Raw genomic sequence first — 22,158 nt, 5'->3', positions numbered from 1 at the left:
TTCCGTTAGGAAGAAGCTGCGGTTTCCGAGGCGAAGTTACGATATGGGCGCAGCGGACGTCCGAGCAGCGCAGTCAGGCGCTCGACGTCGCCGACCTCAGGCAGCATCCCGTCGGTCAGGAAGCGCTCGCCCATTAGGCGCATGTCGTAGGCCATCCAGGCGGGTACGAATTGTTTCAGATTTTGCTCGAAACCGTCGGTATTGTCGCCGTCGTAGCTGATCGGGCGAGCAAGCACCTCCGACCAGATGGCGGCAATATCCGCGCCAGTCAGCGTCTCCGGACCGACGAGGTTAATCCGGTCGAGCGCAAGCGGCTCTGCGGCCTGTTCGCGGCGCAGCAGCGCAAGGGCGGCGATCTCGGCGATATCACGGACGTCGATCATGGCGAGGCCTTTGGCGCCGATCGGCATTGTGTAGACGCCGTAGCCGGTGATGACGTCTTTGACCATCAGATCGTTCTGTATGAAATAGGCCGGGCGCAAGATCGTCGCCTTGAAGTCCATCTGCTCGATCATTCGCTCGACGCCGAACTTTCCCGCGAAGTGCGGCACGTTCACATAGAGGTCGGCGTGGATCACCGAGAGATAGACGATCCGCTCGATGCCGGCCGATCGGGCAATGTTGAGCGCGATCAAAGCCTGAGTGAATTCGTCTGACACCACGGCGTTGAGGAGGAACAGGGTCGATACGCCCGACATGGCGTTGCGCAGCGAGTCGATGTCGAGGAAGTCGCCCTGCACGACCCTGACGTCCTGCGGGAATTTCGCTTTCGACGGGTCGCGGACAAGAGCACGGACATCGGCGCCGCGCTTGACGAGGTGTTCGACGACTTGGCGGCCAACATTGCCTGTGGCACCGGTGACGAGAATGGTCATGGTATTTCTCCGTATTGGGTTGCTTGACACGTCGAATATGTGTGGTTCACTGGTAGCCCGATAGACGGCGATTTTGGACACACCGTCTCACCGGCGGAACACTCATGGATCTTCTGGCGCTTGCCGATTTCAACCTCGTTGCCCGCCATGGTGGTTTTGGCAAAGCGGCAAGGGCCACAGGCCGGCCGAAGGCAACCCTGTCCCGGCGTGTCGCCGAGCTGGAAAGTGATCTCGATCTGCGGCTGTTTGAACGGGGTGCGCGGAACCTGAAGCTCACAGAAGAGGGACGAGCGCTGTTCGAGCGGACGGGGGCGCTGCTCGCCGAGCTGGACGAGACGGCTTCGGCGATTGCCTCGGGCGGTCAGAAACCCAAGGGGAGATTGCGGATCAGCGCACCTTTACATTTTTCCCAGACCGCGATGGGAAGGATCGCCGCCGGCTTTACCCTCAAATATCCGGAGGTGAGGCTTGAGGTGACAAGTGAGGACCGGCCCGTCGATATGATCGAGGAGGGCTACGATCTGGTCATCCGGGTCAATCCAGATCCCGACGAAAGCCTGGTCGGAAGGGTGTTTCTCCGCGACCGCCTGGTCGTAGTGGCGAGCCCCGATCTTCCCCACCCGACCGGAGACCTCGCTGCTCCCGGCGTTGCGCGCGGTGCAGGCGAAGCGCAAACATGGCAGGTGAAGACAGCCGGCGGCCGGTCGACGATCAGGATCCAACCTGTGCTCACCTTGGCGACGCTCATCATGGTCCGGGATGCTGTGCGAGCCGGCGTCGGCGCAGGACGTCTTCCCATTTCGCTGGTGAGCCACGACCTGGCTGACGGCACATTGGTCAATTGGGGGGACATCGACGGCCCCGAAATTGCGCTCTGGACGCTCTATCCGTCTAGGCGGCTGCTCAGCGCTCGGGTATCCGCGTTCCTGGATTTTCTGAAACAGGCCTTCCCAAATGGGACGCCGAACGAGCTGGCCGCCTATATCGGCAGGTGACGACCGGGGCCACCTTCGCGCCTAAATGCCCTACGGAAGAGGACAAGCGCGTTGAAAATCAGGGCACAGGACAAGGCGACGAACACAGCTTCAAAGGAGCCGGAAAGGTCCATCGGGTGTCTCTTCAATGAGACGGACCGTCTCATCTCGGTGACTTATGGTACGGATTTTGGTGCATACCTTCCGTCCAGAAGGAGAACCATATGAGCCACCTCAAGCACGCCAATTCCACATCCAAACCGATTGGTCCCGGCCGAGCCCTACGTCTTCACGTCTATGGCGGCCCCGAACCCCTCTCGGTCGATCCAGTATCCGTACCTGATCCGGGTCCAGGTAAGGTCCTGGTCGAGGTCAGAGCTGCCGGAGTGAACGGCCTCGACTGGAAGATCCGCGATGGCCATGTCCGCAATATCTTCAAGCTGGAGCTGCCTGCCACCCTTGGTATCGAAATGGCCGGCGTCGTGCTGCAGACGGGACCCGGTGTCACGGGGCGTGGTGCGCGGCGATCGCGTTATGGCCGCGCTCGGTCAATGCGGCGCCTATGCCGACCAGCTGCTCATCGATGCCGAGAAACTCGTCCAGACGCCCGAAGGTCTGTCCGACGTGGAGGCGGCGGCTATTCCGGTCGCCGCAATGACGGCCTGGCAGGTCCTGCAGGTCGCGGATTTCGACCTCTCTGGGCGGCGCGTGCTGATTCATGGCGCGGCGGGGGGTGTGGGGAGCTTCGCCGTTCAATTCGCCAAGGCGGCGGGAGCAATCGTCTATGCCACGGCCTCGACCAAAAGCCTGCCGCATGTGCGGGCCCTGGGTGCGGACGAGGTGATTGATTACCGCCACCAGACCCTGGAACACCTCACGGGCGACATCGATCTCGTTGTCGACCTGGTAGGCGCAGAGGTCCTGGACCGGTCCTGGATGCTCCTGTCACCTGGCGGCCTCCTCGTGAGCATCGCTGCTCCAGACGTCGTATCGCGCGCGCCACAAGACCGCCGCGCTGTCTTTTTGTCAAATAGACCCGACACCGCGCTTCTGGCTGCGATCGCCGAGCAAGTCGCCGCCGGTGTCCTGCGATCGACAGTTGCCGAAGTCGTCGGTTTCTACGATCTGCCCTCGGCAATCGAACGCAATCGCACCGGCCACGCTCCCGGCAAGATCGTCGCAGACTTCGCCCGCTGACAGACAAGAACCTATTCTTCGCCCAGCGAAGATTGATCGCGGAAATCAAGTTTCGTGGATGGACCCATGACGGCAATCTGCGGCACGCATCCTACAAGGGGCCTGCGCGAGATCCAAGACAATGCCGCGTTTTCGACATGAACGAGAAACCGACCGGCTGAAAAAGACAGGGCGCTCGACCCTTGCGGGGAGCGCCCTGTCCGACCCGGACGACCGTGCGCGGCAGCCAAGCTGCTCGGCAAAACAGTCATCGAAACGGGTGATGGGCGATAGATGATGTCCGACCGTCCGGTTTTCAAGGCTCATTGACGCGCTCGAGTTCGAAGAAATAGATCCGCTCGTCGCCGCTGATCGTCAACGCCCCCATGACCCTGTGCTCGTCGATGCGGCGGAGATAATCGACGATCGGCTGGTCGTCATAGACCATCGCCGCGCTCTCGACACCGCCAAACACGACTGTCTTCAGGGAGGCGACCGGCCCCCTCGCCCGAAGCCGGCGCTGCAGATAGGAAAACAGGTTGCGGGCAACGTGGGTCCCTGCCGACCCCATGGAAGCGAAGCGCCAGGCGGAGCGGTATCCATTTCGGATCGATCGCGACCAGGCGCCGCTCACCTGAGCGAAACAGCTAGGCATCCACCCGCATGCCCGGGGTAAACCGCTTGCCGAACCAGCCGAGATTTTCGAGCACGCCGTCAAACAGATGTCCTGACGGTATCCCGCGCCCGCTCCATAGGCCGACGAGTTCGCGCGGCTCGATCAATGGCAGGTTTCGGAACGCCTCAAGTGCTGTCTGCTGTTCTCTCACCGGAAGAGGTCACGTACACCGTGGCCCGTCCACGGACCTAGTCCTGATTGGCGACCACCGGCAGGCTGCTTTCGTTCGAAAGACGAGTTTCGGCCTGCCGGGCGGCAGAGACGAGGCGGCGTTTTGCGCGGATCGCGTGCCATTGTTGGTCGATCAGGACGCCGATGAGGATCACGCCACCCATGACAGCGAAATTCAACGACGAGGGGATACCGAGCAAATTCACGAGATTCTGCAACTCCTGGAGCAGCACCGTGCCCAGCACGACGCCGACGATTGATCCCTCGCCGCCGCGGAGCGAAAAGCCGCCGAGTACGGCAGCGGCGATCGCGTAAAGTTCGTAGAACTGACCATGGCTCGCCGGCGAGATCGAGCGCGTGTACATGGCGAAATAAATCGCCGAAAGCGCCGTGAGCAGCCCGCAGATGACATAGGCCGTCATGACCATGCGGCCGGTGCGGATACCGGAATAGCGGGCCGCCTCCTCGTTCTTGCCGATCGCGTAAAGATAGCGCCCAAAGACGGAGCGATGGAGCACAACCCACATGACCACGGCAATGATGACGAGTGCGATGAAAGTGTTGGGAACGCCGTAAGACCGCCCAGCGGTCAGGAATTCGAGCTCGGGGAAATTTTGGCCAAAAGCAAAACCCGCCGTTCCGTCGGCCGTATAGAAGCGCGCCGCCCCACGATAAATCAGGAGGCCGCAGAGGGTGACGACGAAGGGCTGCAGGTTAAGCCGGGTGATCAGCCAGCCGTGGACGGCACCTATGACCGCACCGAGCACGAGAATGAGCGGCAGCGCCAGCATCCATGACATATCCTGGACCGCGATGAAATCGACGAACAGCACGCCGAGAAGCGCGACGAGCGATCCCACGGAAAGCTCGATACCACCTGTTATGATAACAAAGGCTTGGCCAATCGACAGGATGCCGAACAGGCCGATCAGATTGGCGGTGTTGGCCAGGTTGATCGGCAGCAGGAAGCGCGGGTTGATGATGGCGACGACGATGCCGACGACGACGATCAAAAGCAGCAGTCCGAGATCTTTTTTGATCATTCGAGATCCATCCCCCGATACTTATTTGTATTGGCCGCAGCCGCTATTTTACGCGTTTGCCGACAGCAAGCAAAAGGACGCTTTCCTGGCTGATTTCGTCCTCTTCCAATATGCCGGCGATCTGGCCTTCGTGCATGACGGCGATGCGGTCAGAAACGCCTATCACCTCTTCCATGTCGCTGGAGATCATCAGGATCGCCACTCCGGCATCGGCAAGCGCTCGCATCAGGCCGTAGATCTCGTTCTTTGCGCCGATATCGATGCCGCGCGTCGGCTCGTCGAAGATCATCACCTTGGGGCTCATCGATAGCCATTTGGCAAGCACCACCTTCTGCTGATTGCCGCCGGACAGAGTGCCGGTTCGCGTCGAAACGGAGGGCGCCTTGATACCGAGGCGAACGCGCTGCTTTTCGGCCGCCGCCCTCTCCCGCTCAGCGGAGAGCATGAAGCGGCTGGAGAGCTTGAGGAGATCGGCAAGGGTTATGTTCTGGGCGATCGGGAAATCAAGAAGAATGCCGTTACGCTTGCGATCCTCCGGGACGAGGAAAATGCCACGAGTGACGGCGTCCCGGGCAGAGTTGACCACAATTTGCCGACCGTCCTGCAGAATGGCGCCGCCGTAGCTCCGGTCAATGCCGAAGAGTACCCTTGCAAGCTCGGTGCGGCCCGATCCCACGAGCCCTGCAAGCCCCATGATTTCTCCATACCGAATTTCCAGATCAACGGGACGGCCGGGGTAGGCCTCAGTACGCACGCCGCTTACCTTTAGCGCAACCGATCCGGGCGAGCGCTGCGGTTTTGCGGTCCGGGCCGCAAGCACCCGGCCGATCATCAGCTTGACCATCTGATCGTGGCCGATGTCCTTCTTGGCGAGCGTGCCCACCAGCGCGCCGTCGCGCAGGACTATGACCCGGTCCGCCACGCGCTCAACCTCGTGAAGGCGATGCGAGATAAAAATTACACTGATGCCATCCGCTTTCAGCGATCTGATAATGCTGAGGAGCCGCTCGGTTTCGGCCAGCGGCAGGCTGGACGTGGGTTCGTCGAAGATGACGAGCCTGGCGTTGATGGACAGCGCTTTGGCGATTTCGACCATCTGCTGCTCGGCAAGGGAAAGCGATGCCACGGGTGTGTCGGCGGAAAAATGAGCCCCTACCCGCTTCAGGAGCGGTTTCACCATGTCTCGCAGCCGATCGCGATCGACGAGCTTGAAAGGTCCCGCCTTCAGCGGTTCGCGGCCCAGGAAGATATTGGCAGCAACGTCGAGATTCTCAAAGAGATTGAGTTCTTGGTGCACGAAGGCGATGCCGGATGAGATGCTCGATTCCACAGTAAGGAAACGAAGCTCTGCGCCGTCGAGCAGGATCGTGCCCCGGTCGGGTGCGATCACGCCGCCAAGAATCTTCATCAGCGTCGATTTTCCAGCCCCGTTCTCGCCGACGAGGCCGACGACCTCTCCCGGCATGATGTCGATCGACAAGCCCTCGAGCGCAACGACGCCTGGATAGGTCTTGCCAATGCCGGAAAGCGAAAGGAACGGCGTTGCAAGCGCGTCCGGTGACGGGATGTCGGAGCTGTGGTTCATCGCCTGTCCATGGCTGCTAATGCTGTCGGCATGAGACGTCCTTCGCGGCGGCGGCAAGTGCCCCCGCCGCGAAGGAGGGTTATTTTCCAGCCATGGCCTTCAGGTTGGTGGCATATTTGTCGACGTCATCCTTGCCGATGATCACCGTCGGGATGATGATCAAGCCGTTGCTGGGAACGCCGGACTTGTCGCCCTTGAGGTAGGCCGCCATCAGCTTCATGCCCTGATAGGCCCATTCGAACGGCTGCTGCACGACGGTCGCTGCGATCGTGCCTTCCTTGACGCCGCCGAGCGTGATCGGATCGTCATCAAAGCCGACGACGGTGATCTGGCCGAGTTTGCCGGCGTCGCGCAGCGCCTCATAGATGCGCGGCGTGTTGTAGGAGTAGAAACCGACCATGCAGGTGACGTCGGGGCTGGCCACCAGCGCGTCCTCGACATTCTTCTTTGCGCGCGTCTGGTCGATATCGTCGCCGCGTACATCGGTCAGCTCGATCTTCGTGCCTTTCAGGCCGTCCTTCATGCCCTGGATGCGTTCCTTGGCGTTGTCGGCGCCGAGCAGGCCAACGAATCCAATGCACTTGCCGCCGTCCGGCATCGCCTTCTTGGCGATTTCGGCTGCCTGCAGGCCAGCGTCGATGTTGGATGAACCGATATACGCGACGCGATTGGTCTGCGGCGCGTCACTGTCGGTGGTGAAGAGAGCAGTCTGCGATCCGATCTTGTTCAGGCCGTCTGTCTGGGTCTTGGGATCGACCGCAGAGACCATGATCCCTTTAACACCGGCACTGACCAAGTCTTCCATCAGGCGTTGCTGAACGGCGACCGATGCCTGCTCAGGGTACTTCAGCTCCATCTGGTAGTCTGGCATTTCGCCCTGCGCCTTCTTCACGCCCGCTTCGGCGGCTTTCCAGAAGTCGGACGCTCCGTTGACGACGAATGCAAGCGTCGGCTTGTCGGCGGCATGGGATACCGCGATCGGCGCCGCGCTCAGCATCAACCCGGCGAAGAACAAGGCTGCATTGCGTTTCAGCTGCTTCATAACATACCTCCCGAGGGCCGCGGTTGCATGGCCCGTTTGCGATTTGCGGCCGGCCGGATGCGCGCCCCCTCCTAGGGCCGTCGCGAAAGCGACGAAGGGCATAGGTTCCGATCGCTCCAGCGACGGTATACAATAATCTTAATTAGTAAATAGTATTATCAAAGCACATCAAAACATTTGATCACTCGCTGACTTATATGCAGATTTTTAACTGGAAACTGCTGCAGTCTAAAGCGTTGTAATAATCCATGCCATTGTCAGCGCTTTCGAATGACTGCTAATATTTATTAGCCAACACGCCTGATTGACGAGTGAAATCCATTTATCCTGATCGGAGACAGTTCCACGAATGCGAAAGCCCAGGACCCAAAAGAAGAACAGGCACGCCGTCGATAAGCCCGTCCGCGTCACGATGATGGACATTGCCGCGGCGGCTGGCTGCTCGCAGGCAGCCGTTTCCTTCGTCCTCAACGACACGCCCGGCACCCGTATCTCGCAGCAGACGCGCGACCGGGTTTTGGAGGCGGCGCGTGCGCTCGGCTACGTGGGGCCGACCTATACGACCACGGCCTCTTATTCGGGAACGGACAACGTGATCGGTTTCGCCGTAGATCAGCTTGCCACCAGCCCGGAAGCGATCGTCGCGATCGAAGGCGCGCGGCAAGCCTCCTGGAACGCCGGCAATGTCCTTTTGGTAACCCAGACGCTCAGTGATCCCATCATGGAGCCGAAGGCAATCGAGGCGTTGACGAATGGGGGCATATCGGCACTTATATATATGACGATCTATACCCGCCAGATCGAGCTTCCTTCTTATATTTATAAGCTGAACATCCCGACAGTACTGCTGAACTGCTACACGGCGGACCATGCCTTTCCTGCCGTAGTGCCGAGCGAGATCGCCGGAGGGCAGACCTCGACCCGGCATCTGATCATGCACGGTCATCATCGCATCGCAACGATCACCGGCGAAATCTGGATGCAGGCTGCGCAGGACCGGCTGACGGGATATCGTCGGGCGCTCGCCACCGCCGATATACCCTTCGACCCGGACTTTGTGGTTGAAGGCGACTGGTCGGCGGGAGCCGGCTATGCCGCCACGATGAAACTGCTTGCTCTGACAGAGCCGCCGACCGCGATCTTCTGCCAGAACGACCGCACTGCCATCGGGTGCTACGAAGCGCTGAAAGACGCAGGGCTCCGCATTCCTCAGGACATGTCGGTGGTGGGTTACGATGACGAGGAGATTTCGCGACATCTCGTACCCCCGCTGACGACGTCGGTTCTTCCACATCTCGCCATGGGGCAATGGGCGATCGAACATCTCAACCCGGAAAGTACGCCCGGCAAGCGCTATCCAATTGCGAAGCTCGAATGCTCGCTCGTTAAGCGTCATTCCGTCGCCGTGCCGCGCGCCGAAGCACGGCAGATCCACGATGGAGCACATCCTCAGCCATAGGTCTCGGGTCTGCACCAAGGCAAAACGCCGCCGGCGTTGGCCAGGAAAATTGACCCGCTCTCCCTGGCTTCCAGCGACTACTTTGTCGTGGCCGAACCGGTCACGACAACGGTTGAGAAAGGCGAAAGGGACAACGGGTGCGGCAGCGACGAGAAGTCGACAACCGGCAAAGGTTAACTGCGGTATCGGGGATCGGCATATCGCGTGCCGAGAAAATTCAAGCCGGCTGAGGAGAAGGTTGAAATCCGGGCACAAGGAGCGGTCACGCGTCCGGCCCGCCCGCGAAGGACGGGCCGTTTGCTTGATCCAATACCCACAGGGGCAACGGTTCACTGGAATTTTGCCATGTTCTCAGGCGTCACCAGGGCAGCGCCGGAGTCGATCAAAGACTCGACCTTCTCTCCGCGAATCGATTTTACCAGCGCATCCACACCGAGTTCAGCCATCTTGGTGGGGAACTGTGCCACCGACGCATCCTCCACTCCACTCTTCAGCGCCTCCTCTTCACCGCAGCAGAAGTCGAAACCGACCAGCACAATCTTGTCATTGGCAGTGCCGGCGTTCTTGATGGCGCGCGCCGCTCCAGCAGCGGGCGGGCCGCAAGCGGCATAAATGGCCTTGAGGTCTGGGTTCTTCGTTAGCAGATCCTCGGCGACACTGATCCCGAGTTCCTCGCTGCAGTTTGTTGCGCCTTTGCCGACGATCTTGACGTCAAGACCGTTCAGTCCTTCAAGCATACCCTTCACACGGTCATCCAGCGCTGGCACGCCGGGCACGCCCTCAAGAATCCCCATCGTGTCGCCGGCCTTAAGAACAGCTTTGAGGTATTCGCCGGCGATTTTGCCTGCAGCGAAATTATCCGTCGTGGCAAGCGCCGTCCTGCCATTCCAATCCGGAATATTGTTATCCATCAGCACGACCTTGATACCGGCCGCCACTGCCTTGTCCAGGGCAGTTGACACGGTGGGATCGACGGGCGTGAGGGCAATGCCCTGCACCCCTCGTGTCACCATGGACTCGATCTGTGCAATCTGGCCCTCGATGTCGGTTGCGGACGTACCCTGGCCGTAGATGATCTCTACGCCGGGATTTTTCTTGGCATATTCTTTGGCTGCGTTCTCCATTGTTGCGAAGAACGGTACGGGGAATTTGGTTATAAAGCCGAGTTTCACCGGCTCCTGTGCCAAGGACGGGACTACGGCGACGGCCAGGAGCGTAAGAGCTCCCAGCAGGGATTGCGGTTTCATGATACACCTCCCACGTTTTCGACCGCCCTCCTCTAGAGCGATCTCGTTGTCCGCTGCTCCAACGAAGCAGCGATCTCCCTTAAGCCTCCGCGCCGACAATCATCGCGACAACGTCCTGCTTGTTTGCTTCCGTTGGCTTCAATTCGCCCACCTTGCGACCCTGCCGCAGCACAACCGCTCGATCGGCGATTTCGACCACATGCTCCATGTTGTGCGTGATGATGATCACGGCATTGCCGTCGGCTTTGAGCTGATTGATAAGGTCAAGCACCTGGCGAGACTCGCGAAGACCGAGGGCGGCCGTTGGTTCGTCAAGAATCACCAGCTTGCGCGCAAAAACTATAGCGCGCGCCACCGCGATCGCCTGTCGTTGTCCGCCAGACATCAGCGCGACCGGCGCATCGAATCTCGGCAGCTTAACCTTCAGGCGATCGATGACACTCGCTGCTTCCCGCCTCATCACGCCCGTGTTGAGGAAGCGGAGCGGACGCGGCAACCAAGAGGGAAACGCGATTTCCCGTCCGCAATAGAAATTCTGTACGGGGGTCAGGTTGTCGAAAAGCGCCAGATCCTGATAGACGGTTTCAATACCGGCGCGGCGGGCGGCCGCCGTTGAATGGAGCGATACGGGAGCACCATCCACGAGGATCTCTCCTTCGTCGAGACTATGAAGTCCGCTGATGCATTTGACGAGCGTCGACTTGCCGGCGCCGTTGTCACCCAAGAGAGCGGTTACGTCACCCGAATAGGCATCAAAGCTCACATTTTTCAGGGCATGGATTGCGCCGAAGCGCTTCTGGGCGTTTCGAACCGAAAGTGCCGGTGTGGTGGATGTCGGGTTCATTGTAGGCTCGCCGACTGAAGCACGCGTGCGCGCGCTTCGAGATGGTTACGAAGCACGTCAGCCTCTACGGCGATGACGATAACGAGCCCAATCGCGATCATTTGAAAGAACACGTCGACGCCGAGAAGGTTAAGGGCGTTGCGGATGACGCCGATCAGCACGGCGCCGATCAGGGCGTGGCCGAGATGGCCTCGTCCGCCAAGGAAGCTGGCGCCACCGATAATCACCGCAGCAATCGTGTCGAGCTCCAAAAGATTGCCGTAGATTGGCGAGGCGGCGGCAGTCCGGCCCGCGAGCAGCATCGCGCCGAGACCTGCACAAAAGCCGGAAATAATATAGGTCGAAAGCAGAACGCCCCTTACTGGTATACCCATGCTTCTGGCAGCATTCGGCGAGCCGCCGACCGCATAGATCCATCGGCCAAAGACCATCGACTTCGTCAGGATCAGAAAAAAAAGCCCGAACATGCCGACGACAAAAAAGGAATTGGGCACACCAAGCGTCGTACCGCCGCCGATCGCAGTCACAGCATCGGGCATTCCGCGCATGGTGGTGTGACCAGGCGCCAATGCAAGTGCCAGGCCGCGGCAGATACTCAAGCTGGCAAGTGTAATGATAAAGGGATGTGGCAGCCGCCCGTAGACAAAAACCACGCCGTTGAGCGCACCGACGGCAGCACCGGCAAGCAGCATGGCCATAATGACCACGACCGAGGAATCGCCCTGCTGGTAGACGAGTCCGCCGATGACTGTCGCCAGCGCAAGATTCGAGCCGACAGACAGATCAATTCCGCGCGTCAGGATAACGAGCTGCTGCCCCATTGCCACAACGGCAATCACTGCCGTCTGCGCCAAGATGTTCCCCAGGTTAACAGGCTTTAGAAAAGCCGGCGTGATCAAACTGACGACGGCGATGAGCAAAATCAAGATCAACAGCGGGCCAAGGCTCAATAGCTTCAGTCCCAATGTGATGCCAGATTGTCTCGGGTGGAAGGTTGCATCTTGCAAACCACCAGGCCGGGACGAATTCTGAGGCAGAATCCCGGAGTCTTCCAAATTCCCCTAGCCTCCCCTGTTTTTTATACATAAGAAATATATGATACACGTACGTCAACTTGTTTTTTATGGATATATAACCATACCGGGAGTTGCGTCATGAGAACTGATACGACCTTCAAGCGGGCATTCAATGATATGATAGAGATCATTCGGACGCTCGATCTTGGGGAGGAACTGCCGTCCGAAAATGCACTGCGCGCCCAGCTTGGCGTGAGCAGAACAACGGTGCGGAAGGTACTGGCGGGGATGGCCGCACGTGGGATCATCATATCTGAAGGGCATCGGCGGATCATGTGTGAGCAGCCGCAGCAGAAAGAGCGCTATCCGAAGGAAGAGACCTTAGCAATTTCGGAACAGGTCGAGACGAGCTTCATGGAATGGATGCTGCGCGGTGATGCCTCTCCCGGCACTGAAATCAATGAGACGGAATTAGCTCGGAAATTCGGCGTCGCGACAACGATTGTCCGTGAGTTTCTCAATCGATTTCAGAAATATGGGCTGATTGAGAAGCGTCAGAATGCCGGCTGGGTTTTTAAAGGGTTCACAGCCGGTTTTGCGCTCGAACTGTTCGAGATCAGAGAGATGTTCGAAATGCGCTCCGCACGGCTGTTCGCCGCCCTGCCCGACGGGTCGCCCATCTGGAAACAAATCCAGGTTATGCGGGCGGCACATTTGGAACTGCTCGCAGATATCGACGCTCGCTATCAGGATTTCTCGGAGCTGGACAGCCGATTTCACCGGCTGATTACGGCAGTCGCGCCAAACCGCTTTATCGAAAGCTTCCAAGACGTGATCGCCATGGTCTTCCACTATCATTATCAGTGGAACAAGCGCGATGAACGCGCGCGGAATGAGGTTGCCATCAAGGAACATCTCGCGTTGATCGAAGCCCTTGAAAGCCGCAACGTCGCTTCGATCGATCGCGCTTGTCGGCTGCATCTGACTTCCGCCCGCGAGACTTTGCTTCGCTCGATCATGCAATAGCCTTGCCTGATGAGATGCACGCGGCACTCATGGTCCAATGCGGAACAGGCACGATCCCCCGGCCATGCACTCGGCTGTGACATCGACATATCCGTCGTCCGCTCGACGTCATCGCGGCGTTGAGGGACCTGTCCTGGGCATGCTTCAAAACACTGCCGAACAGATTACGGCGACGGAGACAACGTGGGGCCAGAACAGCGGTTACTCAAGGAGTTGTATTCTGGTGTGACGATCGCGATGGCATCCGACAGCCGGATAGCCTCTGCCAATCAACGACTTTTGCAGGATAAACCTTTGGCCTGCATATCCGCATTGCCGCTCGCCTCGGTTAATCCATAGTCTAACTTCGATTCTCCAAGCGGTTTGTTTTGCGCCACTCTTCATACTCTCCGCGAGCATCGTCATGCAGCGGATAGTAGCGCTGCAACGACCCGCCCTCCATAAGCTTCACGCGCGAGAACTCCTCCCAATCGTGATGCTTTTGCGACTCATCGATTACCTTCGAGGCCATTGCGACGGGAAGCACCACCACCCCGTCGTCGTCGGCGACGATGATGTCGCCGGGGATTACCGTGACACCGCCGCAAGCAATCGGAACGTTGACGGCATTGGGATAGATGCTGGTCTGCACATGGTAGTTGGGAGTCCAGCCACGCAGCCAGAGTGGGAGATCTAGCTTCTCGACATTGGGCCGATCGCGCATGCACCCGTCGATTACGATCCCAGCGCCGCCTCTGCCTTTGAAATAGGTCGACATCATATCGCCAAAGACGCCCGAGCTCATGTCGCCGCGTGCGTCGACCACGACAACATCGCCCTCCTGCACGTGATAGAGCACGTGCCGGTGCAACTGCGTCTCCGGATCGGCATATTCTCCCTCGGTGAAGAGGTCCGGTCGCTGCGGCATGAACTGGAGCGTCAGCGCCGGCCCGACGATCGACTTCCCGCGGTTCTGCGGCACGGGACCCACCATGTGCGGATTGCGGAAGCCCATGTGGCCAAGCGTGCCGGCAACCGTCGCGGCGCCGATTTCCTTCAGTGCGTCGATCAGGTCTTTGGGAGGTCGCGTAATGTCGGGAGTATGCGTCATTTTAGACTCCGGTGGATGAAACTACCAGTTCGTAACCGAACCGTCGCGGCGCTTCAGGTGAGGCGCTTCCCATAAACGAAAGCTCTCCGCCTTGACCGCCTCTTCGTTGACCTCGACGCCGAGCCCCGGCAGATCGCCGACCGGATAGTCGGGGCCGTCGAGCCGTGGTTGCACGGGGAAGAAGTCGGAATTGTCGAAGCCCAGCTTTGTTTCGGGCACCCTGGTCTCAAGCCAAGCGAAATTCGACACCGCGGCGGCGAGATGGATGGTCGCGGCCGTGCAAACTGGGCCAAGGGGATTGTGCGGCATCAGGTCCACATAGTGCGCCTCGCTCCAGCCAGCCACCTTCATCGCTTCAGTGAGCCCGCCAACATTGCAAACATCGAGCCGGTTGAACTGATGGATGCCGCGCTCGATGTAGGGTAGGAACTGCCACTTGCTGGCAAATTCCTCGCCGATGGCGAACGGGATGTCGGTCATCGTGCGCAGGGATTCGTAGGCCTCCGGTGTCTCGTCTCGTATCGGCTCCTCGAGGAAATCAAGCACGCCACGGCCGAGCTTGTTGCAGAAGCTCGCCGCCTCTGCCACCGACAACCGATGGTGATAGTCGATGCCGAGGACGACGTCGTCGCCCAGCGCCTCGCGCGCCTTGTTTAGCATGCTTGCGGTGGCGCCGATCGATTCGCGCGGCTCAAAGATGTCCTTGCTGTTTTGCCCGATGGGAAAGAAGCGGATCGTCTGCCACCCCTGTGCGCGTAGTTCGCGGGCTCGTTCGATGGCAACATCGCCCTCGGCCTCGTCACCGGTCGAGGCGAAGGTAGGAATGCGGTCGCGCTGCTTGCCGCCCAACAGTTCGTAGGCCGGCACCCCCAGCGCCTTGCCCTTGATGTCATGAAGGGCAATGTCGATGGCGGAAATCGCCGCCTGCAGAACGCGCCCGCCTTCGAAGTATTGGCTGCGATAAACTTCTTGCCAGATCCGACCAATCTGCATCGGGTCGCGGCCGATGAGAAACTCGCGATAGTGCTCGATCGCGCCGACCACGGCCTTCTCGCGACCGCTCAAGCCGCTCTCGCCCCAACCGAAGATGCCGTTGTCGGTCTCGACCTTGACGAGCATCTGGTTGCGTGTTCCAACCCATACTGCATAGGGCTTGATAGCGGTGATTTTAAGCTTCGTAGTCATCCACACCCTCGTTCCAGACGCATCGGCTCTGTATCAGTTGGCCTTGAGGGCCATTTCTGTTTCGCCGTCGAACAGATGCATCCGCTCCTGGTCGAACTCGAGCCAGATCGGCTCGTCGGGCGCGACGGCAATGGTCGGCGGCACGCTGACGTTGACGATGGCGCCAGACAGGAACGCCTGTACGAAGGTGACGTCTCCGGTCGGCTCCACCGTGTAGGCCTTGGCAGGAATGCTTCCTGGCACCGCACTCTTGTGCAGCTTGATCGTCGAGTGACGTGCGCCGAGCACGACTTTCTTGGTGGTTGCCCTCGCGACCTTCTGGGCGTTGTGTGGCGAGAGCTCGAGGCTCCAGCCCTCCGCGCTGGTCAACACAGTATTGCCGCCTACCGTTGATGCCTCCAGCGGAACAAGGCTCATCGCCGGGCTGCCGACGAAGCTGGCGACGAACATGTTCACCGGATGGGCAAAGACCTGCGCCGGTGAATCGTATTGCTGCAGGTAGCCGCCGTTCATCACCGCCATCCTGTCCGCCATGGTCACGGCTTCGAGTTGGTCGTGCGTCACATAGATGATCGTAGCCTTGAGGTCCTGGTGGAAGCGCTTGATCTCCGACCGCATCTGCACGCGCAGCTTCGCGTCGAGGTTGGAGAGTGGTTCATCCATCAGGAATACCGCCGGATCTCGAACGAGGGCGCGGCCCAGGGCCACACGCTGCTGTTGCCCGCCCGAAAGTTCGCGCGGCTTGCGCTCGAGCAGCTGCGTCATGTCGAGCACTCGCGCTGCTTCCTTGACCTTCTTGTCGATCTCGTCCCTTGGCAGTTTGCGCATCTGCAGCGGGAACGCCAGATTTTTATAGACCGATTTTTGCGGATAGAGCGCGTAATTCTGGAACACCATTGCGATGTCCCGGTCCTTGGGGTCGAGGTCGTTGACCACCCGGTCCCCGATGACGATGTCGCCCGATGTGATGGGGATCAGCCCCGCTACGAGATTGAGCGTGGTTGTTTTGCCGCAGCCTGAAGGGCCGACGAGCGCAACGAATTCGCCGTCATTGACCGTCAGCGAAACATCGTTGACAGCTTTGAAGCTGCCATAGGTCTTGACAAGATCTTTGAGGACCACGTGGGCCACCGGCAACTCCCTAGTGCTTAACTGCGCCTTCTGTAAGGGCGCGTACGAAGTATCGTTGCAGGACGAGGAACAGGACCACGACGGGCACGCTCATCATAAAGCTGGCCGCCATCAGGCCCGGAAAGTCCGTCGTATTTTCCGAGAAGAAGCGCTGGATGCCGACAGGCAGTGTCAACTGGTCGTTCTTGGAGAGGAACGTGTAGGCGTAGATGTACTCGTTCCACGCGCCGATGAAGGAATAGATCGCCGTGGCGATGATTCCTGGCGCCGAGAGCGGCATCACGATCAGGACAAAGGCCTGGAACCGCGTCGCTCCGTCGATGCGCGCCGCCTGCTCGAGCTGCACCGGGATGTTGTCGTAGAAGCCCTTGAGGAGCCAGATTGCCAGCGGCAGGCCGAATGTGAGGTAGGTGAGAATGAGCGACCCATGCGTGTTCACCAGCCCGATCGCGCGCATCAGGATGAAGAGCGGCACGAGAAAGATCACCGCCGGGAACATATTGCGAAGCAAGACGGCGAAAAACAGAAAGTTCCGGCCCGGAAAGGTGAAGCGCGAAAACGCGTAGGCCGCAGGAACCGCCACGATCACCGAAAGGATGGTCGTGGCAGTGGAGACGAAAAGGCTGTTCCAGAAGAAGCGAAGGAAGTCCTGGCCGACGCTGTTTTGCGGATCGAGCAGCTTCTGGTAGCTGTCAAGGGTGGGCTGGTCAGGCCACCATTGCGGCGGGAATTGCATGGCCGCGAAGCCGGACTTGATCGAGGTGATCAGCATCCAGATCATCGGTAACGCGGTGTAAAGCAGCATGAACACAAGGAAGATGCGTCCGCCCCACCGCCATCCGTCGATGCGCATACGGCGACGCGCCTGGCCTCGAGGAGCAGTCTCGGCAATCGTGCTCATGCCGTCCCATCCTTCCGCTCGTTGCCGCTTAGCGCACGGACGTAGAAGTAGCCGAGCAACATCAGGATCAGGAACAGCAGCACCGAATAGGCCGATGCCACACCCCAGCGCTGGCGGCCGAAGGCGAGCTCATAAATGTGGGTGATCCAGATATGCGATGCGTTCGACGGCCCGCCGCCGGTCATGATCCAGGGGATGATGAAAGAATTGAAGTTGGCCACTGCCAGCAGAAGGATCGTCACCGTCGAGACGTTTCTCAAGTGCGGGAAGGTGACGTGCCAGAACCGCTGCCATGCATTGGCTCCGTCGACTCTTGCGGCGCGCAGCAACTGGTCGGGGACTGTTTGCAGGCCAGCCATCATCATGATCATGGCAAACGGAAACTCCCGCCAGATATTGACGACGATCAGGGACGGCAGCACAGTGCTGACGCTGTCGATGAAATTCGGCGGCCGGTCGGCCAATCCGAGGCCGACCAGCACCGCGCCGATGATCCCAAAGTCCGAATGGTAGATCCACTTCCAGATATAGGACGCGGCGACCGCGCTGATGACCCAGGGAATGATCAGGACGGCGCGCAGGATGCCGCGGCCGACAAAGTCACGATGGAGCGCCAGCGCGCTGGCAAACCCCAGGACAAATGAGATGAAAGTGGATCCCAGTGTCCAGATAAGAGTGTTCGAGGTGACCTTCCAGAACACCGGACTTGTGAGGATGGCGGCGTAGTTGCCGAGGCCGATGAAAATCTTGTCCCGGAGCTGCAGGCCAGGCGGCGTATTAAAGAACGATAGCTCGATCGTGTAGTAGATCGGATAGGCTATGACGATGAGCATCACGGCGATCGCAGGGAGCACGTACGCGTAGTCAGCGCGATGCTCCCAAATCTTTCGCAGCACGCCGGACCTATCGGGTTGCAGTCTTTGGCGAGCCTCTGCCCTGCCGATCAAGATCGTCACTGTGCGTGCCCTTATTCTTCGGAACAACCGGCTGCACTCTCGGCGCAGCCGGTCCGATCGTGGTCAGGCTTGGACTAGAGTCCGCCGTCCATCAGGTCTTTTACCTTCTTGGCAGCATCGTCCGCTGCTTGGTCGACGGTCATGGCTCCGGTCAGGGCATTCTGCAGCATGTCCGGGACGATGATATTCATGATCTCGGGGGACTGCGGCAGCGCCGGGAACGGGATGCCGTATGGCAGCATCGAGGTCGTGACATCAAGGAACTTGATGTTGTCCAGACGCTCCTTCATCCATTTGGTCTTGAAGCCGTTAAGGTTTCCTGGGTTCGAGCCGGCGTAGGCCATCTTCAGCGACCATTCGGGGCTAGTCCACATGCAGATGATAGCCTTTGCAGCCGGCTCGTCTACCTTGCCGCCCTCGACATACTCGGGCTTCAGGATGTGAATGTTCGAGCCGCCAAACACGACGGCGCGCTTGCCATCGGGGCCAGTCGGAATCAGACCGTAGCGCATGTTGTCGATGACGGTCTGCGCCTTGTCCTTGTCGGTGCCGGTCGCCTTCTTCTGCAGGTCGAGCATGACGTTGTAGTCGGACGGGTGCGAGACCATCATGCCGAGCTGGCCAGCGAGGAAGAGGGGCTGGTTATCTGCCTGCTGGTTGGTGAGTGCCGAAACCGGAACCGACTTGTCGCGAACATACATATCGTACGAGGCTTGCAGCGCCGCCTTGCTCTGCGGGCTATTGAGCTCGACCTGCTTATAGGTCGGGCTCGCGGTGGCTTCGTCGAAGACGCCGCCGCCATAGGCCCACAGCTGCGGCATGAAGCGATACGGCGTATTGCCGGCATTCTTGCGAGCCACGAGGCCGTAACCGGCAATGCCGAGCTTGTCGTGGATCTGCTTGGAATACTTGACGACGTCGTCCCAGGTTGCCGGAGCCTTGTCCGGATCGAGGCCTGCACGCTTGAAGATGTCGGCGTTCCAGATGAACGCCATCGTCTCGTTGTTGGTTGGAATGCCGTAGGTCACCTCCTCCCAGGTCACGGCCTTCATTGCGCCGGGCCAGAAGTCCTCGGTCGAATACCCTACATCCTCGGGTTTGAGCGGCTGCAGATAGCCCTTTGAGGCGAACTCGGTGCCACCCAGGATTTGCAGGCGGACCGCCATGGGCGCTGCATTGCCCAAGAGCGCGGTCCGGAACTTGTCCAGAAGGTCGTTGTAGGTGAGGGCTTGTTCCTCAAGCTGGATGTTTGGATAGGTTTTGCGGAAGGTCTCGAAGAACTCCTTGTAATACTGGCGCAGGAGGTCGGGGTCGCCCTCGAACACGCCCTGATACCAGAAAGTCAGTCGCCCCTTGTAGTCGAGCGGGGTGACCTTGGCGCAATCGCCCGCCGTGTCAAAATCCTGTGTGCCGGCAATGGAGCGCACATATTCCGGCGACCACTTGTTCAAGTCGACCGGCGGCGCACCCAGCGCCGATGCGGACATCAACGATACCATCAAAGCAGTGGAGACAGTGCCGCGCAGGATGGCACCGCCGAGTGAAATCCTCGTCATAGGGTATCCTCCAGGTTCTCTCCCATGCCGCTCTGCATCGAGGCGAGCGGTCTTTCCTCATCGGCGCGGGACGCTTTCAGCCAATGTATCCCTTCGAGATTTTTATACGTTTTCAGATCGCGAATTGTCTGTCAACTAGATAAATCGTACATTGTTTATGGCCATCTCGCGTGATAACGAGAATAATGTGTGTATTGATTTGGGGACAGCCGTGGCCGAAGGAAGCGATTTTAAAGCAAAGCCACCCGAAGGGATCGACGCTATCGGGGCCTCCAGCGAGGGCGCCTCGCTTTATCAACTGATCAGGGAAGACATCATCGAAGGGCGGCTCGCTGCTAACGAGCGGCTTGTGGTCACCGATCTCGCACGGCGCCACGGCACGTCAACCAACCCGGTGCGCGAGGCTCTGCAACTGCTGCGCGGGGAGGGCTTTGTCACCCTCGTTCCCAACCGCGGAGCGCGCGTGCGGCCCATAGATCAGGATTTTGTTCGGGACATCTACGAGATAGGAGTCTTGATCGAGCCGGCACTGACGCGATGGTTCGTGAATATGGCCACCGTCGAGGACATTGCTGAACTCGAACGCATCCAAGGCCTAATTGAAGAAAACAACTTCGCCGACACGTTCAGGCACAGCGAGCTGGACACCGCCTTTCACACCGTAATGTACCAAAAGCACTACAACCGCCATGCCGCCGAGCTTTGGTGGAAGCATCGCGAAGTGCTTCGAGCCGTCAGCCGGCGTTTCAACTTCACGCTCGCCCGGCGTGCCGCGATCCTTAGCGAGCATCGCGAGCTCATCGCGCATGTAAAAGCGGGGAATGCGAACGAGGCAGCCGAACTCATTGCACGCCATGTCGAGGGCTCCGGCCGGCACATCCTCGAACACATGCGTGCGCGTAACGCCGCTCGGGCAGGATAGAATACATAGCCTGAAATATCGTTATCCCGACCACTTCAGATAAAGGCAGCTGAGATGAAAATCACCAGCGTTCGGCCGTGGTTAATCAAGTCCGAGGCTTCTTATTGGGGAGAGTACCTGTTCGTTGAAGTGACGACCGACGAGGGGGTGAGCGGCTGGGGAGAGATCACCACCACGACAAGGCTCGCCAACCGCGCCCTCTGCACGATGCTGCGGCAGATCGGTGCCGCTGTAACAGGCGAGGACCCGGCGCGTATCGAGTATCTGTGGCACAAGGTATTCCGCAGCTTCACCTACATGGGCAGTCGCGGCGCCGCAGTCGAATGCGTGAGCGCCATCGACATAGCCCTTTGGGACATCCGAGGCAAAGTCCTTGGTAAGCCAATTTACGAGCTGTTGGGTGGACCGGTACGCGATGAAATCGCGCTCTACACCCATCCCAAGGAGGCCAAATTTACCAGCAAGGAGGCTGTGGTCCGCGAAATTAGAGACATCGTCGAGTCCGGCCACACTGCGCTCAAGTTCGATCCTTTCCCCCACCAGGGCCGCACCGCCGATGGACAGTCCCGCGAACGGCGGGACGGCTACCTCGATGGCAGCATGACCCGCAAGGACGAGCGCGAAGCCGCCGAACTGACGGCTCTGATCCGCGAAACGGCGGGCTCTGATGTCGACATCCTCATCGATGCGCATGGCCGCTTCGACGTTCCCACTGCCATTCGCCTCTGTCGGGGCCTCGAGGAAGCCGGTCAGATCGACTGGTTTGAGGAGCCCTGTCCGCCCGAGAGCCTCAACGCCCTCAAGCAGGTCCGTGAGAAGGTGAGTGCCGCTATCTCGTGGGGCGAGCGCGGCCACACGAAGTGGGATTTCGTGCCGGTGCTCGAGAACAAGCTCGCTGACTACATCATGCCGGACGTCACCTGGACCGGTGGCATTACCGAACTCAAGAAGATTTCTGCCCTATGCGAAGCCTACTACATCCCGGTCTCGCCGCACGACGCCGCGGGACCGATCAACGTGGTTGCGGGAGCGCAGGTGATGATGACCGTTCCTAACTTCTACAAACTCGAAACGTCGGAGTGGAACCTGGGCAAATACGATCACCTCATCGACAGACCGCTTGATGTTTCGAACGGCAGCCTCAAGCTTACGCCGAAGCCTGGTCTCGGCGTTGAGATGAACCGCGACTACCTTCAGGGCCACGAGATAGAACTGGGCTAGCAACGCTCTATGCCGCCGCAGCCGTGCGCGGCGACAAGCCTCGCCGACCAGAAGGAGGATAA

Annotated in this window: 19 protein-coding genes and 2 pseudogenes; 7 read left to right on the top strand and 14 right to left on the bottom strand. The window is 59.5% G+C overall.

Annotated elements, in window-relative coordinates:
• Positions 1 to 5: 5 nt before the first annotated feature.
• Complete coding sequence (locus A3C3_RS0106210; protein WP_022713746.1) at positions 6 to 875, bottom strand: SDR family oxidoreductase; 870 nt, start codon at positions 873 to 875, stop codon at positions 6 to 8.
• Between the two features lie 104 nt (positions 876 to 979).
• Between A3C3_RS0106210 and A3C3_RS0106205 the strand changes: the two genes are divergently transcribed.
• The 3 genes and pseudogenes from A3C3_RS0106205 to A3C3_RS48490 all read left to right on the top strand — a co-directional run bounded on the left by A3C3_RS0106205 (position 980) and on the right by A3C3_RS48490 (position 3,046).
• Complete coding sequence (locus tag A3C3_RS0106205; protein WP_022713745.1) at positions 980 to 1,870, top strand: LysR family transcriptional regulator; 891 nt, start codon at positions 980 to 982, stop codon at positions 1,868 to 1,870.
• A 203-nt stretch (positions 1,871 to 2,073) separates the two neighbouring features.
• Positions 2,074 to 2,349, top strand: a pseudogene (locus A3C3_RS48955) (alcohol dehydrogenase catalytic domain-containing protein); the annotation flags it as partial.
• 34 nt (positions 2,350 to 2,383) lie between these two features.
• Positions 2,384 to 3,046, top strand: coding sequence for an NADP-dependent oxidoreductase (locus tag A3C3_RS48490; RefSeq protein ID WP_446692553.1), 663 nt, complete (start codon positions 2,384 to 2,386; stop codon positions 3,044 to 3,046).
• Positions 3,047 to 3,341: 295 nt separating this feature from the next.
• On the opposite strand, the pseudogene A3C3_RS41225 reads toward A3C3_RS48490, so the two are convergent.
• From A3C3_RS41225 to A3C3_RS0106180, 4 genes and pseudogenes are all read right to left on the bottom strand, one after another.
• Positions 3,342 to 3,852, bottom strand: a pseudogene (locus A3C3_RS41225) (DUF4334 domain-containing protein).
• Positions 3,853 to 3,889: 37 nt separating this feature from the next.
• A complete protein-coding gene (locus A3C3_RS0106190) occupies positions 3,890 to 4,915 on the bottom strand; it encodes an ABC transporter permease (RefSeq protein ID WP_022713744.1) in 1,026 nt (341 codons plus the stop codon).
• Positions 4,916 to 4,958: 43 nt separating this feature from the next.
• Positions 4,959 to 6,500 carry a sugar ABC transporter ATP-binding protein gene (locus tag A3C3_RS0106185; RefSeq protein WP_022713743.1) on the bottom strand — a complete coding sequence of 514 codons (1,542 nt, stop codon included), beginning with the start codon at positions 6,498 to 6,500 and terminating at the stop codon, positions 4,959 to 4,961.
• A 79-nt stretch (positions 6,501 to 6,579) separates the two neighbouring features.
• Complete coding sequence (locus A3C3_RS0106180) at positions 6,580 to 7,542, bottom strand: sugar-binding protein (protein ID WP_022713742.1); 963 nt, start codon at positions 7,540 to 7,542, stop codon at positions 6,580 to 6,582.
• A 349-nt stretch (positions 7,543 to 7,891) separates the two neighbouring features.
• Here A3C3_RS0106180 and A3C3_RS0106175 point away from each other — a divergent pair, with 349 nt between their 5' ends.
• Positions 7,892 to 9,001, top strand: coding sequence for a LacI family DNA-binding transcriptional regulator (locus A3C3_RS0106175; protein ID WP_022713741.1), 1,110 nt, complete (start codon positions 7,892 to 7,894; stop codon positions 8,999 to 9,001).
• A 329-nt stretch (positions 9,002 to 9,330) separates the two neighbouring features.
• Here the strand turns inward: A3C3_RS0106175 and A3C3_RS0106165 are convergent, their stop codons facing one another.
• The 3 genes from A3C3_RS0106165 to A3C3_RS0106155 all read right to left on the bottom strand — a co-directional run bounded on the left by A3C3_RS0106165 (position 9,331) and on the right by A3C3_RS0106155 (position 12,147).
• Positions 9,331 to 10,248, bottom strand: coding sequence for a sugar ABC transporter substrate-binding protein (locus tag A3C3_RS0106165; RefSeq protein WP_022713739.1), 918 nt, complete (start codon positions 10,246 to 10,248; stop codon positions 9,331 to 9,333).
• A gap of 79 nt (positions 10,249 to 10,327) precedes the next feature.
• Positions 10,328 to 11,092, bottom strand: coding sequence for an ATP-binding cassette domain-containing protein (locus tag A3C3_RS0106160; RefSeq protein WP_022713738.1), 765 nt, complete (start codon positions 11,090 to 11,092; stop codon positions 10,328 to 10,330).
• A complete protein-coding gene (locus A3C3_RS0106155) occupies positions 11,089 to 12,147 on the bottom strand; it encodes an ABC transporter permease (RefSeq protein WP_022713737.1) in 1,059 nt (352 codons plus the stop codon). The genes A3C3_RS0106160 and A3C3_RS0106155 overlap by 4 nt, the downstream gene beginning before the upstream one ends.
• Before the next feature lie 99 nt (positions 12,148 to 12,246).
• Between A3C3_RS0106155 and A3C3_RS0106150 the strand changes: the two genes are divergently transcribed.
• On the top strand, positions 12,247 to 13,134 hold the full coding sequence (locus tag A3C3_RS0106150; protein WP_022713736.1) for a GntR family transcriptional regulator: 888 nt from the start codon (positions 12,247 to 12,249) through the stop codon (positions 13,132 to 13,134).
• 340 nt (positions 13,135 to 13,474) lie between these two features.
• Here A3C3_RS0106150 and A3C3_RS0106145 read toward each other — a convergent pair whose 3' ends face one another.
• The 6 genes from A3C3_RS0106145 to A3C3_RS0106120 all read right to left on the bottom strand — a co-directional run bounded on the left by A3C3_RS0106145 (position 13,475) and on the right by A3C3_RS0106120 (position 19,953).
• Positions 13,475 to 14,224 (bottom strand): ribonuclease activity regulator RraA, encoded by a 750-nt coding sequence (locus A3C3_RS0106145; RefSeq protein WP_022713735.1) that lies wholly within the window; start codon positions 14,222 to 14,224, stop codon positions 13,475 to 13,477.
• 21 nt (positions 14,225 to 14,245) lie between these two features.
• A complete protein-coding gene (locus A3C3_RS0106140) occupies positions 14,246 to 15,409 on the bottom strand; it encodes a mandelate racemase/muconate lactonizing enzyme family protein (protein WP_022713734.1) in 1,164 nt (387 codons plus the stop codon).
• Positions 15,410 to 15,442: 33 nt separating this feature from the next.
• Positions 15,443 to 16,540, bottom strand: a complete 1,098-nt coding sequence (locus tag A3C3_RS0106135; RefSeq protein WP_022713733.1) for an ABC transporter ATP-binding protein — start codon at positions 16,538 to 16,540, stop codon at positions 15,443 to 15,445.
• A gap of 10 nt (positions 16,541 to 16,550) precedes the next feature.
• Positions 16,551 to 17,441, bottom strand: a complete 891-nt coding sequence (locus tag A3C3_RS0106130; protein WP_022713732.1) for a carbohydrate ABC transporter permease — start codon at positions 17,439 to 17,441, stop codon at positions 16,551 to 16,553.
• On the bottom strand, positions 17,438 to 18,397 hold the full coding sequence (locus A3C3_RS0106125) for a carbohydrate ABC transporter permease (protein ID WP_022713731.1): 960 nt from the start codon (positions 18,395 to 18,397) through the stop codon (positions 17,438 to 17,440). The genes A3C3_RS0106130 and A3C3_RS0106125 overlap by 4 nt, the downstream gene beginning before the upstream one ends.
• A 74-nt stretch (positions 18,398 to 18,471) precedes the next feature.
• Positions 18,472 to 19,953, bottom strand: a complete 1,482-nt coding sequence (locus A3C3_RS0106120; RefSeq protein ID WP_022713730.1) for an ABC transporter substrate-binding protein — start codon at positions 19,951 to 19,953, stop codon at positions 18,472 to 18,474.
• A gap of 211 nt (positions 19,954 to 20,164) precedes the next feature.
• Here A3C3_RS0106120 and A3C3_RS0106115 point away from each other — a divergent pair, with 211 nt between their 5' ends.
• Entirely contained in the window at positions 20,165 to 20,875 is a 711-nt protein-coding gene (locus A3C3_RS0106115; protein ID WP_022713729.1) for a GntR family transcriptional regulator, read from the top strand.
• 54 nt (positions 20,876 to 20,929) lie between these two features.
• Positions 20,930 to 22,096: a mandelate racemase/muconate lactonizing enzyme family protein gene (locus tag A3C3_RS0106110; protein ID WP_022713728.1), complete on the top strand. Its 1,167-nt coding sequence runs from the start codon at positions 20,930 to 20,932 to the stop codon at positions 22,094 to 22,096.
• Positions 22,097 to 22,158: the final 62 nt, after the last annotated feature.

It is taken from the genome of Rhizobium mongolense USDA 1844 (genome assembly GCF_000419765.1).
Classification (GTDB): Bacteria; Pseudomonadota; Alphaproteobacteria; order Rhizobiales; family Rhizobiaceae; genus Rhizobium; species Rhizobium mongolense.
This window is presented reverse-complemented; position numbering and strand designations above follow the sequence as displayed.